At 39.2% G+C, this 18,272-nt stretch carries 16 protein-coding genes and 1 other RNA gene; 7 read left to right on the forward strand and 10 right to left on the reverse strand.

Going from position 1 to position 18,272, the window contains the following annotated elements; translation table 11 throughout:
• Positions 1–10 precede the first annotated feature (10 nt).
• Entirely contained in the window at positions 11–1,201 is a 1,191-nt protein-coding gene (locus RF53_RS03305) for an amino acid aminotransferase (protein WP_006794684.1), read from the forward strand.
• An 86-nt stretch (positions 1,202–1,287) separates the two neighbouring features.
• Here the strand turns inward: RF53_RS03305 and RF53_RS03310 are convergent, their stop codons facing one another.
• Positions 1,288–2,493, reverse strand: coding sequence for an aromatic amino acid transport family protein (locus RF53_RS03310; RefSeq protein ID WP_082014416.1), 1,206 nt, complete (start codon positions 2,491–2,493; stop codon positions 1,288–1,290).
• A gap of 326 nt (positions 2,494–2,819) precedes the next feature.
• On the opposite strand from RF53_RS03310, the gene RF53_RS03315 reads away from it, so the two are divergent.
• Positions 2,820–3,707, forward strand: a complete 888-nt coding sequence (locus tag RF53_RS03315) for a DMT family transporter (RefSeq protein ID WP_039036613.1) — start codon at positions 2,820–2,822, stop codon at positions 3,705–3,707.
• 97 nt (positions 3,708–3,804) lie between these two features.
• Here RF53_RS03315 and RF53_RS03320 read toward each other — a convergent pair whose 3' ends face one another.
• Positions 3,805–4,683 carry a flagellar protein MotY gene (locus tag RF53_RS03320; protein WP_039036614.1) on the reverse strand — a complete coding sequence of 293 codons (879 nt, stop codon included), beginning with the start codon at positions 4,681–4,683 and terminating at the stop codon, positions 3,805–3,807.
• Positions 4,684–4,888: 205 nt separating this feature from the next.
• Here RF53_RS03320 and rnt point away from each other — a divergent pair, with 205 nt between their 5' ends.
• Entirely contained in the window at positions 4,889–5,572 is a 684-nt protein-coding gene (gene rnt, locus RF53_RS03325) for a ribonuclease T (RefSeq protein WP_039036615.1), read from the forward strand.
• Here rnt and RF53_RS03330 read toward each other — a convergent pair.
• Positions 5,556–7,181 carry a DUF342 domain-containing protein gene (locus RF53_RS03330; RefSeq protein ID WP_039036616.1) on the reverse strand — a complete coding sequence of 542 codons (1,626 nt, stop codon included), beginning with the start codon at positions 7,179–7,181 and terminating at the stop codon, positions 5,556–5,558. The genes rnt and RF53_RS03330 overlap by 17 nt on opposite strands.
• Positions 7,182–7,448: 267 nt before the next feature.
• Between RF53_RS03330 and ssrA the strand changes: the two genes are divergently transcribed.
• Positions 7,449–7,805, forward strand: a transfer-messenger RNA (tmRNA) gene (gene ssrA, locus RF53_RS19185).
• A 95-nt stretch (positions 7,806–7,900) separates the two neighbouring features.
• On the opposite strand, the gene RF53_RS03335 is transcribed toward ssrA, so the two are convergent.
• From RF53_RS03335 to mnmC, 4 genes are all read right to left on the reverse strand, one after another.
• A complete protein-coding gene (locus RF53_RS03335) occupies positions 7,901–8,959 on the reverse strand; it encodes a hypothetical protein (protein WP_039036617.1) in 1,059 nt (352 codons plus the stop codon).
• 468 nt (positions 8,960–9,427) lie between these two features.
• A complete protein-coding gene (locus tag RF53_RS03340) occupies positions 9,428–10,063 on the reverse strand; it encodes an NAD(P)-binding oxidoreductase (RefSeq protein WP_010555951.1) in 636 nt (211 codons plus the stop codon).
• Between the two features lie 172 nt (positions 10,064–10,235).
• Positions 10,236–10,565 carry a hypothetical protein gene (locus RF53_RS03345; protein ID WP_006793328.1) on the reverse strand — a complete coding sequence of 110 codons (330 nt, stop codon included), beginning with the start codon at positions 10,563–10,565 and terminating at the stop codon, positions 10,236–10,238.
• A gap of 59 nt (positions 10,566–10,624) precedes the next feature.
• Positions 10,625–12,634, reverse strand: a complete 2,010-nt coding sequence (gene mnmC, locus RF53_RS03350) for a bifunctional tRNA (5-methylaminomethyl-2-thiouridine)(34)-methyltransferase MnmD/FAD-dependent 5-carboxymethylaminomethyl-2-thiouridine(34) oxidoreductase MnmC (RefSeq protein ID WP_039036618.1) — start codon at positions 12,632–12,634, stop codon at positions 10,625–10,627.
• A gap of 178 nt (positions 12,635–12,812) precedes the next feature.
• On the opposite strand from mnmC, the gene fabB reads away from it, so the two are divergent.
• On the forward strand, positions 12,813–14,024 hold the full coding sequence (fabB, locus tag RF53_RS03355) for a beta-ketoacyl-ACP synthase I (protein ID WP_039036619.1): 1,212 nt from the start codon (positions 12,813–12,815) through the stop codon (positions 14,022–14,024).
• A gap of 71 nt (positions 14,025–14,095) precedes the next feature.
• Here fabB and RF53_RS03360 read toward each other — a convergent pair whose 3' ends face one another.
• Positions 14,096–14,464: a hypothetical protein gene (locus RF53_RS03360; protein ID WP_006793331.1), complete on the reverse strand. Its 369-nt coding sequence runs from the start codon at positions 14,462–14,464 to the stop codon at positions 14,096–14,098.
• 50 nt (positions 14,465–14,514) lie between these two features.
• On the opposite strand from RF53_RS03360, the gene RF53_RS03365 reads away from it, so the two are divergent.
• On the forward strand, positions 14,515–15,066 hold the full coding sequence (locus RF53_RS03365; protein WP_039036620.1) for a GNAT family N-acetyltransferase: 552 nt from the start codon (positions 14,515–14,517) through the stop codon (positions 15,064–15,066).
• Between the two features lie 133 nt (positions 15,067–15,199).
• Complete coding sequence (gene ggt / locus RF53_RS03370) at positions 15,200–16,873, forward strand: gamma-glutamyltransferase (RefSeq protein ID WP_039036621.1); 1,674 nt, start codon at positions 15,200–15,202, stop codon at positions 16,871–16,873.
• Positions 16,874–16,937: 64 nt separating this feature from the next.
• On the opposite strand, the gene RF53_RS03375 is transcribed toward ggt, so the two are convergent.
• Positions 16,938–17,690 (reverse strand): DUF3379 family protein, encoded by a 753-nt coding sequence (locus RF53_RS03375; RefSeq protein ID WP_039036622.1) that lies wholly within the window; start codon positions 17,688–17,690, stop codon positions 16,938–16,940.
• Positions 17,690–18,247, reverse strand: a complete 558-nt coding sequence (locus tag RF53_RS03380) for a sigma-70 family RNA polymerase sigma factor (protein ID WP_021032391.1) — start codon at positions 18,245–18,247, stop codon at positions 17,690–17,692. The genes RF53_RS03375 and RF53_RS03380 overlap by 1 nt, the downstream gene beginning before the upstream one ends.
• Positions 18,248–18,272 lie beyond the last annotated feature (25 nt).

Below are 18,272 nucleotides of genomic sequence, written 5' to 3' on the forward strand. Positions count from 1 at the left end.
GAGATAGCCCATGTTCTCAGTATTAAAACCATTACCAACCGATCCTATTCTTGGCCTTATGGCGGCCTATAAAAAAGATACAAACCCTAATAAAATTGATTTAGGTGTGGGTGTTTATAAAGATGAGCACGGCAATACACCTGTATTAAACGCAGTGAAGAAAGCAGAAGCATTTCGCTTAGAAAATGAAACAAGCAAATCTTATATTGGCTTAGCAGGTAACTTAGACTACTGTCAAAAAATGGAACAGCTATTACTTGGTGAGCACCAAGCATTATTAGCAAATCGCGTGCGTACAGCACAAGCACCAGGTGGTACAGGTGCGCTTCGTGTTGCTGCTGAGTTTATTAAGCGTTGTAATACAGATGCAACTGTATGGGTTACTACACCTACTTGGGCAAACCATATTAGTTTATTTGAAGCTGCGGGTTTAACCGTAAAAGAATACCCGTACTACGACTACGAAAATAAAGACCTGCTGTTTGATGAGATGATCAATACCCTTAAGCAAGTACCAAAGGGTGATGTAGTGCTATTACACGCATGCTGTCATAACCCAAGTGGAATGGATTTAAACGAAGCTCAGTGGAACACAGTAGCAGAGCTTGCTAAAGAAGTTGGCTTTACACCATTAGTGGATATAGCTTACCAAGGCTTTGGCTCTTCACTAGAAGAAGATGCGCGCGGACTTCGTATTTTAGCTGATGCCGTTGAAGAGTTAATTATTTGCTCATCTTGCTCTAAAAACTTTGGTTTATATCGTGAGCGTATCGGTGCATGTTCATTAATTGCAAAAGACAGTGCGACAGCTGATGTGTCAAACTCAGTAATGTTAAGTGTGGTACGTAGCATTTATTCAATGCCTCCGGCACATGGTGCTGATATTGTTAACACTATTTTAAGCAGTACAGAACTTACGCAAATGTGGCATGCTGAACTTGATGAAATGCGTACGCGTATTAATGGCCTTCGTAGTTTAATTAAAGAAAGCTTAGCATCAAAAGACATAGCGCAAGACTTTTCATTTATTGAACGTCAACACGGTATGTTTTCGTTCTTGGGTATTAATAAAGAGCAAATTGAGCGATTACAAAAAGAGTACGGCATATACATTGTTGGCTCAAGTCGTGTCAACGTAGCCGGTGTTAGCAAAGCAAACCTTGATTACTTTGCAAATGCAGTTGCTGACGTTTGTAAATAAACGTAGATAATATAAAAAAACCGCACTCCATTAATCATGGTGTGCGGTTTTTTATTAACTAAATTTTGGTGTTACAAAAGCAAGCTTTAACCAATTGCAGGTATAAATCCACTCATTTGCATAAATTGCGCAGTAATTATTAGCACACCACATAACGCTGCAATCAATAGCCCTGTACGACCACTGCGTACTTTATAACCAGTGTCGGAACTAGTTGAGGCACGTTGTTTATAAACCATAGCAACAGGTAAAAATACAGCCAGTACAACTAAAGCTATGGCGGCATAGCCAAGGGCCATTATAAAGCCTTGCGGGTAAAAAAGAGCAAATCCTAAAGGCGGTATAAATGTAATAAGCGCTGTTATAACACGGCCTTGGTTGTTATCTCCTTGTTTAAATGCATCAGCAAAAAAATCAAATAAACCTAGGCTTACACCTAAAAATGAAGTCGCTAACGCTAAATCAGCAAATAATTTCACCGCTATAGATACATTTGAATTATGTGCAATACCTGCAACACTGGCTACAAAACCGCTTAAGCCCTCACTATTGAGTAAATCGCTTTGGCTCATAATACCTTGGCTTAATAGTTGCCAAAATATGTAAATCACCAAGGGCAATGCTGCGCCTGCAATCATCACTTTACGCAGAACTTTTACGTCAAGACCTACGTATTTAACAATTGATGGGATAGAGCCGTGAAAACCAAAAGATGTAAATACCACAGGAATTGCCGATAATATTAGCCCTTGCTCAACGGGCATTTCGAGCAAGTGCTTTGCTTGTACATAGGGCGTAAGCATATAAAATAGGCTAGCTAAAACAATCACCTTGATTGAAAAGAGTATTCTATTAAATTTATCTACCTTGCTAGTCCCTAGTGTAACCACGCTTGCAATAATGACCGCCAAAATAACGGAGCCAAATTGGGGGGCAATTTCTAATTCAAATCCAAGATTGATTCGCTCTTGAAGCTGAGCACCACCGCCTGCGATATAAGCTGCACATAAAGCATAAAATAAAAACACCATTGAAAAATTGGCAATGTATTGACCGCGCTTCCCAAGCCAGCGTTTAGCAAGTGTATTTAACGTTGCATCACGAGGGGCAAACTGATGTAGCTCTAGCATCAGCAAGGCGGTGTAAGTCATTAATATCCAGCTTGCAACAATGAGTGCAAGTGCAGTCATAAAACCTAAACCAGCAGAAGCGATAGGTAAAGCAAGCATACCAGCACCAATAGTGGTACCAGCTACAATTAACATGCTGCCTGTTGTTTTATTTTTGAGCACTTAATTACCTTAATTATTATTAATTTACACGCACCATATAACTAGAACGGTAAAACTCAAATAGTTTTGTTATAAATGGCATTAAATAAAATGTAACTTACATTTTACAGCTGTATATTTAAGCATTTTATAATCTTTAATATGATTAAATATCTATCCATAAACCCTTTACAGCGTATAATTCTATTACTAGTTATTGAGCGTTTATATCTTAAGATTAAACTGACCGTTAAGTACGTGTACTGTAACTAGTGCATTAATACGCTTGGCTGGCTTTTTCCCTCAAAACCCACTCGCCTTATTTTTAACTTACAAAGGAATGGTACATGCCTGTTAAAGTTTCATATTTTTTAATGGTTCTTATATGGTCCACCACTCCGCTGGGTATTGTGTGGAGTAGTGAGAGTGTTTCGCCATCACTAGCGGTGTTAATGCGTATGCTCGTTGGGCTATTTATTGGTGCGCTTGTCGTTGCAGTCACTAATGTAAGAGTGCCATGGAGTAAGCAAGCTTGCCTACTCTATGCTTACTCAAGCATTGGTATTTTTGGTGGCATGTTATTGAGTTATATGGCGGCTAGAACAGTGCCTTCTGGCATTATTTCACTTATGTTTGGATTAGCTCCTATTTTATCTGGATTGCTTGCTCAACAGCTATTAAACGAGCCTAAATTTAGTTTTATAAAACTCATTGCTTTAGCAAGTGCGTTAGTCGGACTTTATTTTGTAAGCTATAACCAAGTACAAAACTCACAAACTCAGGGGCTTGGGCTTGTATATGTGTTTATGGCTGTATGCTTTTTTAGCTTAAGCGGTGTGATGATAAAGCGGGTGAAAATTGCAATTCACCCTATGGCCACAACATTTGGTGCACTAGTATTTGTAACGCCATTATTTTTTATTGCGTGGTGGGTGCTTGATGGTGAGCTTAATATACAAAACTGGAATTTAAGGTCGCTTTGGGCAATTGGTTATTTAGGACTATTTGGGTCGTTAATAGGGGCATTGGCATATTTTCATGTTTTACAAAACTTAAACGCGAGCACCGTTGCGTTAACAACACTTATTACACCTAGCTTTGCAATAGGGTTAGGTGCGTGGCTTAATAACGAGCCACTAAGTAAAGAGCTAATAATTGGCGCTGCTATTATTGTAATTAGTTTAGGCTTTTTTCAATTTGGTGATAAATACTTAAAAACTAAAAGTAAGCGCTAGGGCGTGTTTAATTTTGTGACATAAAATGTCTTCAATCGAGAGCGATTAATTAAATTACGGCGCAAAGTTTGTAACCTCGTAAATTAAGTAACCCCCCCTACATTTTAGCTATTTGAATGACCAAACGGCGGTTTTTATCGCGGCCTAAAATATTATCATTGGTGTCTACAAAGCGTTTTTCACCAAACCCAGTTGTTTTTACTTTATTTTCATCCACACCTAAGCTAACCATATAATCTTTTATCGCTTTTGCACGCTTACGAGATAGGTCTAAGTTGTTCCAACGACCGCCATAACTGTCGGTATAAGAATCAATACTAATGGACTCAATGGTTGAATCGTTTTTTAGATATTCAGCAATTTTATCAAGGCGTTGCTGGGATGACTTAGTTAACTTACTGCTATTAGATTGATAGTTCATCACTGTAAACGAAATATCCTCAAAGCTGTAAGGTAATAGTTCGTCACGGCATTGCAAAAAGGCCCAATAAGCTTGCTTAAAGTTTACACTTGAAATACCAACGGCAATTTTATCGGCACTATTTTGCCAGTCTTGGTAATAAAAAGTGGGGTAAAACCCTTTTTCAAGTTCTGTAAGCATTTCCCAAGCAGTTCGATTACCGAGTTCACCATCAAACTTTTTAAGTAGCTTCATATTTGCTATGTCGCGTGCTGGCAGCCCAGAGCGCCAAGAAGGAGGAACTGCTTTAAGCCCTGCAATGGCGTAATTTTCAGGGCGAACAACCATATCTAAATTGAAAGTTAGGTTTTTATTTTTACTCGCCGATGCTTTAAAAATAGCCTCGCCATAGTAAGGTACCTCATGGTTCAACTGACATTGCAAACGTGTTGTTTTAACCACTTCCCAATTTGAACTGTCTTGATTTGCAGAGTAATTACGCATGGCCGCATGTGCACTGACGCTCAATAGCGCAGAGCTAATACTAACGCTCATTAATAATAACTTTAATTTCATCAAAGACTCCCCGTAAACCCGACACGCCAAAAATTTGGCTTTGTTCAGTACTGCCATATTATATAGCAGTTAACACTTAGCTAGTATCACTTAAAGCAAATTGTATGCCTATAATTATAGGCATAAATAATAGGTAAAAGTCCCTAGCCGAACGGCACCTACTTTTGACATAATAGAAGGCTTATACCTACAAACCAAGAATACTATGGCAAATACTGAGCAAACCCTTTTCGCAAAACGCTTTCGTGGCTTTTTTCCTGTTGTTATTGATGTTGAAACTGCTGGTTTTAACAAAGAGACAGATGCATTACTTGAAATTGCAGTCTCTGTTTTAAAAATGGATGATGACGGGTTGCTTAGCATAGATCAAACAGTGCATTTTCACGTTGAGCCGTTTGAAGGCGCAAATATTGAGCAAGCAGCAATTGAGTTTAACGGCATTGACCCATTTTCGCCATTACGAGGTGCAGTCGCAGAAGAAGACGCTATCAAAGAGATTTGTAAGGTCGTGCGTAAAGCGCAAAAAGCAGCAGGGTGCCAGCGTTCTGTTATTGTGGCGCATAACGCCGCGTTTGATCATGGCTTTTTAAATGCGGCTATTGAGCGCAATAATATAAAGCGCACACCGTTTCATCCATTTGTCAGCTTTGATACAACAACGTTAGCAGGGCTTGCTTTAGGCCAAACAGTATTAGCTAAAGCTTGTCGTGCAGCTGGAATTGAATTTGATAACAGTCAAGCACACTCTGCACTTTACGACACAGAACGCACCGCTGAATTATACTGTTTAATTGTAAACCGCTGGCAAGAGCTGGGCGGTTGGCCGCTTGCGCCACTCGATGAAAGTGACGATGAGGAAGCCGCCAATGAAGCTAAAACGACTGAGTAATTTTACCCTCAGATAATCTTACGAAGTGGGGGGGATAAATACGCGAAAACTGTTTAGTTTCTTTTGCTATTTTAAGCTCCACACCAGGGTGCATTAACTCGTTCACTTTTAAGCGGCTAGAGGCTAGTAGCTGGGCTATTTTTCTTTTTACGAGTGCTTTTTGTTGCTTAACATGACGAGAGCGGACATTCACTTGCTTTTCGTTAGCCGTAATTTTATCAGTAAATTGCTTGCGCTGAGCAGGGTTAGTTATTTTCTCTGCTTTAGTTCGCGCATTTTTTAATTCCAGTAATTTAGTACTCAATACCTTTTCAAAGTCGTTAATTTGGCTTTGCTTATCACGCAGTTCAAACCAATTTTGTGCTAAAAACACACGCGTTTTAGTACCAGCAGGCGCACCTAATTCACCAGTTTCAATCCGCATTGCATCAAATATATTACCACCAATAATTTTGCCACGAGGGTTATCGGCTTTGCCAACACGTATTAAACGTTTAGCTGTTAGGTCACAATGTAATACTTGGCGCTCTATGAATAAACTTTGTTCAGTCTTAATGTCACAATATTGAGCATAGCCTATAGAAATTGTACGCTTGGCTGAAATACGGCAAGTAAATGCTTCTTCGTTTTCACGGTTTCGGCCTATAGCACCTAATACAATAGTTACAGCACTTTCGCTCTGCACAATTCCTGATTCAACAAAGCCTAAAACAGTAATGTCACCTTTCGCTTTTACTCGCATTCCGTCTTTTATATCGCCACTAATAATTACACTGCCGTCAAAATCAATGTGGCCTGTACTTACATCTACATTATCGAAACATAAAACGTCGTCAACGCGCATTCCACGTGGCAGCGCAACAGGAACGCCTTTGCAATCTGCAATCAGTAAATTAGGGTTTGTTGGGTCTATTTTTGTCCCTTCAAAGGGTTGTAGTTCAAGTTCTTTTCCTGGCGAAGCAGGGATAATATCGCCAAACACCGTGTATCCGTCTTCACCCTGGGTGGCGGCTATACGTTGCATAAGAGGAGTGCCCGGTTTAACAGTAATGATAGCCCCAAGATCTTTCATATCAACTTTACCGCCAGCAGTTGCTTGCGGGCTTAAAACGCGATCTTGTGCTGTTGAACAAAGGCGAACAAATTTAGCATCGCTACCTTCTTTTGGATTGCGGCCATGGGCTACAATAGCGCTATATGCCACACCTGAAGCTTTTTCAAACTGTTGGCCTAAAAAACTATCAAGCGCACGCGGACTAATCCCTTTTTTTACACCTGCTTGGCTAAGCGCCTCTTGGGCATCTTCCATTGTTAACAGTGATCCACCTTTAGCTGTAGTAATAGTGGCTTCTGCAACCATATTTTTTTCATCAATATTAATAGCAATAGTGGCATCCACTGCTTTAGCAATCACTAAAGATACTTCTTTGTGGTTTTTAGAAGGCGCAAAAAGTTTCCCGATATTAGCTGTAATAGTTTCATACTCGCCAAATTCAGATTGTTCAAACATTTCAATTAATTGAGTGCTTGTGACCGGAAAACCGCTATCAATAGGATGTTTAATTAAAGAAACACACCCTGTATTTTTATCTAATGAAAAAACCGACATTTTAAATCCCTACTTCTTATGCCTGTTATTATTCTTAACCTTTACAGTTACAACTAAACCTTTAGCACTAGCTGGCTAATCCCTTATTTGAACACAGGTTTACCATATTGTTAAGTAAATGTTTACTGTGGCTAATACATTATTGCTAATTTGGTTGCTAAATATGCAGTTAGCCTGTGTAAATCAAATAAAGCGTTATTAAGCCTTGAGTATCATCACTTTACTCAGTTATACTACTCGCACGCTCTGAATGAGTTTACTAATTCAGGGGCTGATTAGGATTCGACGGAATTCAAGAAGCCCAAGGTGCATGTCGAGGTGCGGTTTGCCTCGTAAAAAAGCCGCAATCTAAAGTAATCGCAAACGACGATAACTACTCTCTAGCAGCTTAGGCTGGCTAGCGCTCCTTCCATGTATTCTTGTGGACTGGATTCTGGAGTGTCACCCTAACACCTGATCGCGATGGAAACCCTGGCCGGGGTTGAAGCGTTAAAACTAAGCGGCCTCGCCTTTACTTACCGTGTTTGTCCGGGATTTAAAGGTTAATTAAATGACAATACTAAACATGTAGTACCGACGGTCGAGGCTTTTCGGACGGGGGTTCAAATCCCCCCAGCTCCACCAATAACGGTTTTTAAATTCGTTTGTTTAAAAACCCTAAAAAACCCGCAACTTGAGTAATCAAGTTGCGGGTTTTTTTATGTGGTTAATAAAAGCTATTATGATTCTCTTATTGTGCGTAGCTTCATTTTTATCACAATGATCATTAATATAAGTAGTGATAAAACACTAATTGATAGCGTTAAGTTAATTACGGCGTTGTTGAGCTGATTAACTTTAGGGTGTGCGTTGCCATTTTGCTGCTGCCTAATATAACGCTGGCTTATCCAGTCTACGGCGTTGATCCATTGTACTTTATTTGGATCTGTATTATTGAGTGTACTCATTGTATGTGCGTCATTATTTAAACTTTTTGCTAAATTAATGAGTTGCAACCAAAACGCATTTTTCTCACCTAAGTCGTCTATTTCTTGCAGGCGAAGGTTTAATTTTTCTCCTCCCATTTTTTCAATATTAGGCTGCTTTACACTATCGGCATAGCTGTTAATTAATAGAGAAAACCGATTGAACTGCTCGCTATCGTGGCTTAGTTGTGCATTATTATTGGCACTCATATTCGTTTTTTGTTGATTACTAACTGCCTTTTGCTCAGTTATGTACTGTTTGTAATCTTGGTAGGTTAAGCCAATTATCGTGTTACTTTGTGATTCACTCATTGTATTTGAAAGCAAATTATAGCTAAGAGTAAGGCCCGTAATTGTCATAACTAACAGGGCTATATAGCAAAGATAGAGTAGGCTTTTTAGTGAAGATCGCTGTAGCTTTACTTTGTCGTTTTTGTAACGCGTAATTATAGTTTGTATAGAATTAGTTTTTTTCTGCAGTAGTGTACGTTTTGAATTAGACGTTTTATGTTCTTCTGCATCATCATGTTTTGTTAATTTTTTTAACGCTAAAGGATACTGCTTTGCTGTAAGAGCGGTAGATTGATGCAGTTCAACTCGTGTTATTAAGCCCATTTTTTTTAGTGACGATTCTGCTTTAACGGCTTCAATACTCGTTAGATTTTTTTTTAATGCGTAAGATTTACCATCAAACAACTTTATAGCAATAGTGTGGGGAATATTTAAAAATTGGCTAAGTTGTTTTTGTACCAATGAAATATTGGCATGTTGGTGTAGTTGGCCATTAAAAATAATTTTAAATGTAGCGCTCACTTTAATTCCTTTGTTTTCATTTCCCTTAAGGAGCTTTTTTATCTATATACATAACATAAACTTAACAGATTAAGACTCTGTTTTCTATATTCCTCACTAATGATTTTTTATTAATAATTTAATGTGCTTAAACTTAATACAGTAAATGACTTTACGAGAGGAAAATTTGAAAGAAAGAGGGATAGTAGGTTACGTTTAGGTCACAGAACGCTGCTCACTTGAGGCTTATCGTCAAGGGATTCTATTGCTAATTTGTTAACTCTTATAGGCAATGCTTTGGTTTGCAATTGTTGACGTGGTTAGAGGGTAAATTGTTTGGGGTAGCCTTATGGCTGTTGTGGCGTATCTAAATGATTTGTTTTTTTGAATTAAATATTAGCAGCTTGTTTTGAGTGTCAGCTGTTTAGTTAACTTGCTAATAGTTGAAAGTGTTGCCCCATTAACGCTTTTGTTAATGGAGCACTTTGGCTATTTAACCGCAGATTTAATGGCAGTATCACCATCAAAAAGTTCAAAAATACGGTTCTTTTCAAACGAATTGGTTGCGATATGCAGCAGTGCATTGGCTACATTTTCACGACTAATTTTAGCCTTATCTTGGTCATCAGGGCGCTGTGTTGTCACTTTCATTGATGCGCTTTCATCAGTGAGCGTACCCGGGCGAACAATGGTGTAATTTAAACCACTACTGGCAAGGTGTTCATCGGCCATGTGCTTAGCAACTAAGTATGGTTTTAAATCACTTTCTATTGCGTCAGGGTTATCTGCACCTATTGAGCTGACCATAATAAAGTGCTTAACGTTATTGTTTTTTGCGTAATTAGCCGCTTTTGCTGCAGCCCATAGATCAATTAATAGTGTTTTGTCGTCGCCGGTGCTTCCACCAGAACCAGCCGCAAAAATTACTTGATCACAACCTTTAATAGCTTCACTAAAATCACCTTCTAAATCTTGCTCTACAATATTTAAAAACGGGCTTTCTAAATCACTTAGCTTAGTTTTATCACGAACAAGGGCGGTAACATTTTGTTCGTTCTTAAGTAATAACTCCGTTGTCATTTTACCAATTTGACCACTAGCGCCAATAATTAAGGTCTTACTCATAATCAACTCCTTTCACTTGTTAGTAAATGTATTTGCTTACAAATAGACCTTGGGCTTAAAAATTGTTTTTAAAGGGCAAAAAGAGACATTAACGTATTAATTTTAAAAAACATTTAATTTAAAAAGAGCACCTTAACTGAGTATGAAAATGAGTGGTTATATTTGTGTTTTTTTATAATATTTTTTCAATCATTATACTCACTTCGGTCACATAGTTACGGTGGTATAAGCTAATACGTACTTTACGATTTTGGTAATTGTAATAAAGGGTGCGGTAGTTTTCACTGCCGGTTATCTTCAATGGGTCACCTAATTGTTGCTGATAAAAGTCTGTAATGGAGGAAATAGACTGCGTTAAATACCCAGTTTTAACCAGTGGGTATTCATCTGTTACTTCCATAGTTGTTACAAACTCATCTGGCACTGCAATATCAATAACATTTATGGCAAGTGTTTTAAACGAGGTAAACAATAACAGCGATAGTATAATTAATTTTTTCATTGTGACTCTTTAAGTTCCTTTTATTAAGAACAGTTTACCCAAATAGTGGGCTTTGTCATTTATATTTTATTACGAATTAAATCTCTTACAATAAAGCGAGCGGGGTGTATAGCTTGGCTTACTCGCTCGCTGAATGGGCGCGGCTCGTTTGCTAAGCAGCTAATAAAATGTTCAGCACACAGTGGTGCGCTGCACAAGGCACGAGCTCCAAAGCCCGTAAAAATATGTAGCCCTTGTTGAGGGTGATTGAGAGGCAAATATTGATAACGCTTACCCAACCTCAGGTTTGCAAATGCATTTGTATAATCGCTTTGTTCACACCATTGCCCAGCCATTGGCAAGTGGTCGATGAATGTGCATCTTACTGCTGCTTTTGCAGAGCTTACTTTTCCTAACGTTGTAGCAAAGTCGCTATGATCGTAAAAGTTTATGAGTTGAGCACGGTTAGTGTGGTCATCCTCATCTGAAACATGGCGGCTTTTACTGTTTTTTTCAAATGTAGCGCCCATGCAATGATGGTCTAAATAAGCTGGTGTAAAGTAGCCTTTATGGCAAAGTACCGTTTTAAGCTTTCGAGATTCAGGACTTGCTTGAACATGCGATACTTGCCCGCGCACGCCTACAATAGGAAGTGATTTTGTTTGCTCAAATGTGTCGCTGTGCTCACCTGTGCAAATTATAACATCGCTAAATGGACCAAACTGTTGATTATTGCTTGTTAAAACCCAGCCGTTTGCTGTTTTTTCTATGTTTATTATATTGCAATTAAAGTGACTGTTGTGGGGTATTAGCCTATTTGCCGCGCCTAGCATTGCATTAACGAGTTGTGGTGGATTAACCCAGCCACCTTGTTCAAAATAAACACCGGGGTACCCAGTTTGAACGCCGGCTATTTCATCGCCTTGCTCTGCGGTTACGTTTTGCATAAGTTGCTTTGGCCAAAGTTGCTTTTGAGCAAGGTTTTTGTGTTTATCAGCAAGGGGCTTTTTTACAGCATGTTGCAAAACACCACACCATTGGTGATCAAAGCTAAATCCATCATTTAACAATTTCTGGTAAACGCGCTTTGCGTATAAAAAACTATGTGCAAAAAGTTCACTATGCGGTGAATCTTTAGCTTGTAAATGAGGGTACACCGCGCCTTGCACATTATGTGACGCGCCCATGGCAGGCTGCGGGTCTTTGCAGAATAATTCAGCGTTTATACCGCGTTTAGCAAGGCTGTATAAAATACAACTACTGGCTATACCGCCGCCAATAATAGCGACGTTATTAAGTTTACTATCGTCTTGATTAAAGTAAGGGGGGGCTGATTGAGCCGTGTTTGCATGTGGTATTTGGCCAATTAGCATGTCTCTTTTTTTGCCAAAGCCTTTGGTTTTAATTGTATCAAACCCGGCTTCTATTAAACCACGGCGAACAAAACCTGCTGCTGTAAACGTAGCTAGAGTTGCCTTTGCTTTTGAAATGTCAGCCATGCTATTAAATAAGCTTTGCTGCCACATTTCAGGGTTTTTGCTTGGGGCAAACCCATCTAAATACCAGGCATCTACAATCCCTGTTTGTGGGTAGCTCATTGTATTAATAGACGCGAGTGCATCGCCAAAATGTAAGTCGAGGACAATACGTCCGTTGTCAAATTCAAGTCGGTGACACCCTTGTAAATTAATAGGGTAATTGTTGACGAGTTTTTCACTTAATCTTTGTAATGTAGGCCACGCTTGAAGTGCTTTGCTTAAATCGTTAACTTTTAATGGGTATTTTTCAAACGAAATAAAGTGAAGGCGCTTTACACCTTTATCTAATTGATTTTGTGATTGTTGACGTGCAATATGATCGTTAAAGTGTTGCCATGTATTTAAAAAATTTAACCCAGTACCAAATCCTGTCTCTGCTATTACAAAGTGGGGTTGGTCATGAGTTTGTAATCGAGTTTCTATATTATTTTGCTCATAAAACACATAATGCGATTCGGCAAGACCGTCGTCATTCGAAAAATAAATATCACCAAAGTTATCAGCAAACGGTGTACCTAAATCGTTAAAGTGTATATGTGCGTTTTTAATCATAATGTTTAAATTTACAAAATATATTTTTCATTATTTTACGGGTTTTCTTTGTAATAGTCTGGCGTTATTTATAAGCTAGCAGTTCAGAGTACAAGTGTACGCTAGAAAGCTGACCACTTAAGTGATTAAATTCGCGTAAAATAAAACGCAATTAAGTATTAAGCTAAGGGAATCACCCATGAGAAGAGCCGTAATTACCGGTATCGGTGTTGTATCAAGCATTGGTAACAACAAAGAAGAAGTTTTAGAGTCATTAAAAACAGGTAAAAGTGGTATCGCTTTCAACCAAGAGTTTGCTGACTACAACTTGCGCAGCAACGTATCAGGTAAAATTGATATAAACGTTAAAGACCATGTTGACCGCAAAGCAATGCGCTTTATGGGTGATGCTGCTGCGTACTCTTACATTTCGATGACTCAAGCAATTGAAGACTCAGGGTTATCAGAAGAGCAAGTCTCAAACGAGCGCACGGGTATTATAGTTGGCTCTGGTGGTGGTTCATCTAAATGGCAAGTAGAAGCCGCCGATATTTTACGTGAGAAAGGCGTAAAGCGTGTAGGCCCTTACATGGTGCCTCGCACTATGGCCAGTACAACTTCAGCATGTTTAGCGACTCCTTTTAAAATAAAAGGGGTTAATTATTCAATTAGTTCAGCATGTGCTACGTCGGCGCATTGTATTGGTAATGCGGTTGAACAAATTCAACTTGGCAAGCAAGACGTTGTGTTTGCTGGTGGCGGTGAAGAGCTTCACTGGACGCTTGCAATGGAATTTGACGCAATGGGTGCACTCTCTACTAAATACAACGAAACACCAGAAAAAGCATCGCGCACTTATGATGCTAACCGTGATGGTTTTGTTATTTCTGGCGGTGGTGGCATTGTAGTTGTAGAAGAGCTAGAGCATGCATTAGCACGCGGCGCACATATTTACGCTGAAATAGTAGGGTATGGTGCTACATCTGATGGGTACGATATGGTTGCTCCATCGGGCGAGGGTGCTGCACGTTGTATGCGTCAAGCAATGCAAAATGTAGATAGCATTGATTATCTTAACACGCATGGCACATCAACACCTGTGGGTGATGTTAAAGAGCTTGGTGCAATTCAAGACGTATTTGGTGGTAACTCGCCCATGATCAGTGCGACTAAGGCAATGACGGGTCATGCTTTAGGGGCTGCCGGTGTGCATGAAGCTATTTTCTCTTTGTTAATGCTTGAGCATGGTTTTGTAGCACCGTCTATTAATGTTGATGAATTAGACGAGCAAGCTGAAGGTTTAGATATTGTTACTGAACGCAAAGATGTAGAGCTAAATACAGTGATGTCTAACAGCTTTGGCTTTGGTGGTACAAACGCCACTTTGGTAATGAGCAAATACACAGCTTAATTACCTACATTTGTTCTTTTCGGTTAAAAAAAGGTAAGCCACAATGGCTTACCTTTTTATTATAAAGGGAGTTATTCCCCCTTACTGTGTTCTTCACGAGCTTGCTCAATTTCGTCAGCAATTTCTTGGGCTTTTTGCTTGGTTTTTTCTGTTAATTCACCTGCGGCTTCTTTACTTTTTATCCATGCATCGATAGCAATTTCCTTTCCATCGTCGTACATATCTAAGCCCATGGCTTTGCTTTGTTGAAGTAACTCGTTTAACGACTCATCATTTTTAAGATCGTGTGTTGTTTCTTTTACTTCATTCCAGGCATCGCCTAGTTTTTCTTGCATTTGAGCGCTTTTTTCTTTTGTTTCTTCTTTTACTTCTTTAGCGTCTTCACAACCGGTTAAAGTAATTAAAGTGCCTAATAATGCTAAACCTGCTAATTTGTTCATATGCTATCTCCTCAAGAGATTAATAGTTAATTCCAGATAATTATAGAGTAATGAAAATGAACGTTCCCGTAACAGAGCGGTTAAAGTTTAAATTAATGAACGAGCATGATTGGCAACAACTATATGAGCTTGATCAAGACCCTGCAGTAATGCAATTTTTAACGCGTGGTGTGCCTACAACTAAAAAACAAATTAGAGAAGAGGGGATACCGCGTATGCTTGCATACCGCAATGCTAAAAAGGGTTGGGGGCTTTGGTCTGTGACAACTAAAGACACCAATACATTTATTGGTTGGGTCCTTTTAAGACCTATGGATTTTTTTAGTGAACAACCAAACTTTAGTGATATTGAAATTGGTTGGCGCTTTAAACAAATAAGCTGGGGGATGGGGTATGCAACTGAAGCCGCAAGAGCATTATGTGCAGAGCTCACCAAACAGCCTGATGTTAATTATATTAGTGCCAGTGCGTTAGCAGATAATATAAGCTCTATAAAAGTAATGAAAAAGCTTGGACTAACGTTTGTCAAATCTTACACGCATACTGATGAGCAGGGTGACTTACCTGCTGTTTTATATTCTAAGCGCCTAAAGTTAGACTAAAATCTGCACCCACAAGGATTGACCTAGCCATAAATGCTATGCATAAATATGGGAAGGTTATACTGCTTATTATTTGTAACTTAACTTTTAAGTGAAACTTCCAACAACTAAAACAATAATTTAAGGACGTTATATGGGCTTATTTTTCTCGCCAACCAAGCTAGTGATAACGAGTATGCTTGTGTTTCAATTCAGTGCATTTCATGTAGCAGCCAAGCAAGTTGCGCAAAGTGCTGTTGCTATGCCTGACTCGTACAGTGCTGATACGGCTAAAAATATATTAGAGCTGGGCGGAAATGCCGTAGACGCAGCTATAGCAGCACAGTTTGTATTGGCTGTAACCCTGCCTGAAGCGGGTAACATTGGTGGCGGCGGATTTATGCTGATCCAAAAAGATGGAAAAAGTGATTTTATAGATTACCGAGAAACGGCTCCAAGCGAAGCACACCGAGACATGTACTTAGACGAACAAGGCAATGTAATACCTAATAGATCTATTTATGGCATACACGCAAGTGGTGTACCTGGCAGTGTTGCGGGTATGTGGTTAGCTCATAAAAAACACGGTTCGGTAGAATGGAAAAAATTAGTACAACCTTCCGTTACTTTAGCTGAGCAAGGTTTTATTGTGCCACCAAAATTGGCGCAAGGGGTTAGTAGTTACATAAGCTATTTAAACGAGCAAAAAATAGATGTTAACTTCGAAAAATATTTTGCTGGTTTAAAAGCCAATGAAAAATTTACACAACCTGAGCTGGCAAAAACATTAAAGCGAATTCGCGATGATGGACAAGCTGGGTTTTATGAAGGCGAAACAGCCAATATTATCGAAAAATTTATGCGTAAGCATGGCGGTATTATTACCAAAAATGATTTAAAAAATTATACGGCTAAGTCGCGCGCACCATTAAAAGCAAGTTGGAACGGGTATGAAGTGCTTACTTCGCCGCCACCCAGTTCAGGCGGTATTGCAATTTTACAATGGCTAAAAATGTATGAACTGCAAAAACTAAATAACGAAGTGGCTCATAATTCGTCGTCTTACGTGCATTTGCTTTCTGAAATAGGTAAACGCGTGTTTGCAGACCGAGCAGAGTACTTAGGTGATCCTGACTTTTTTGATGTGCCAGTAAACGCATTAATCAATGAATTATATTTAAAAAAGCGTATGGCTGATATCTCATTAACCGCGATTTCAACAACCGAAAAAATAAAGCCCGGACTGAAAGAAAGCGAACAAACGACACATTTTTCTATTGTTGATAAAATGGGGAATGCCGTAGCAAATACCACAACTATAAACTTGGGGTTTGGTAGTGGGGTCGTAGTTGAAGGCGCCGGGTTTATTTTAAATGATGAAATGGACGACTTTAGTGCAAAACCGGGTGTTATGAATGCGTTTGGTGCGTTAGGTGGTAAAGCTAATGAAATACAGCCACATAAACGTATGCTGAGCTCCATGACACCGACCATTTTATTAAAGGATAACACGGTAAAAATGGTAACAGGCTCACCTGGTGGTACAACGATTATTAGCTCGGTTTACCAATCAATTTTAAATGCAATAGAGTTTAATATGAGTGCAGATCAGGTGGTTAACGTGCCTCGCTTTCATCATCAGCTGTGGCCTAAAAACGTTATACGTGTTCACGAAGGGTTAAATGATGCGGTAAAAGTAGAGCTTCAAAAAATGGGTTACACAATTGACGAGCGCCACTTTGGTGACATGCATGTGATTATTAATAAAGATGGGGAATTAGATGCTGCGTCTGAAAATTCAGGAAGAGGTAAATCAATCGTTTTTTAACTAATTAAAATTAGATTTATAAAACCGCTCAGTATGTACTAAGCGGTTTTTTATTTACTATGGCTTAGAGCCAGCGAATTGCGCTGGTTACTCGCTCGTTATAGGTATCTAGTGGTGCACCCACACTGGCAACCAAAATGGTATCAGCCTGCGACCCGCGATTGATTTGGCCTTCAAAGCGCTCATCTTGGAAATGATCATTTCCCAAACCAAACGATTTATTTTCTGAAGGTACAATAAATACCGTCATTGGACCAAAGTCCGATTCAAAAATTAAATGTAAGCCTCTTTCCCCTTTAAAATCACAAAACATAGCGTAAGTTATATCGCCAGGAAGCTCATCTATGTGACCGCCAAGTACGGCCAGTTTGTCATTAACACTTTGAAGGCTGATAGGGGATTTTTTATCAAGGGCATTTATTTCGTAGTACACATGCGCAAGTGCATGCTCGCCCGCTTCGTGGCCAATATGCTGCTCTGAGCTGAAAAAGAACGCACTCACTGCGACCATGAATGATGCCGCTAAGGCAAGGTGCACACGGTCAAACTTAAAACGCGATTTAGCGTCAACAACGTTGGTGCCAGCAGCTTGCTCTTCTTGTAAGGCTTTTTCTTTTAACGATGTATTTAAAATAATACGATCAGCTAAGTTATCAGGCACAGGTATGTCGAGTGCATCTTGAAGGTGTTTATCAAATTCTTTCATTTCGGTAATAAAACTTTGTCGCTCAGGGTTGCTCTGGGCAAACTCCATAAGTTCATTATCTATATCGTTTGGTTGCGCAATAGTGCGGCGACGAAACTCAAGTTCATCCATTATTTTGATGCCCCTTTAAGTTGTTCATCATCACGGCTTAAAGCCTCTTTAAGTTGGTTTCTAGCACGGTATAAACGTGTCATTACCGTGTTTTTATTTAAATCGAGTATGTCGGCAATTTCCTCGCCGGTGCACCCCATTACGACCTGTAATAATAGTGGCTCTCTGTATTCGTCAGATAGCAATCCAATTTGTCGTTGAATAACGGTTTGCTCCATTTCATCATCAAGCGAATGGCTGGTTTCATCAACTAGCGTATCGTTTTCTACATCACTGTAATCAAACTGTTTACGTTCAAATCGTCGTGCGTTTTCTCTGCGTAAAATAGTCAGTAACCACGGTTTTGCTGCTTTTTGATCGAGTAAAGAATCAAGTGAGCGCCAAGCGCGCAAAAATGTCTCTTGTACTAAATCATCAGCTATGTGCGGATCACGGCACAACCAGTATGCAAAGCGGTAAAGCTCTTTATTATAAACGTGAACTAAGGCTTCATAACGTTTTTGTTTCTCTGCCATATCGATTAAGACCTGATTATTTGATTTTTTATTTCCCAGCATAAGCACTTTTTTACTACTATATTTT

It is taken from the genome of Pseudoalteromonas sp. ECSMB14103 (assembly GCF_000813065.1).
GTDB lineage: Bacteria > Pseudomonadota > Gammaproteobacteria > Enterobacterales > Alteromonadaceae > Pseudoalteromonas > Pseudoalteromonas marina.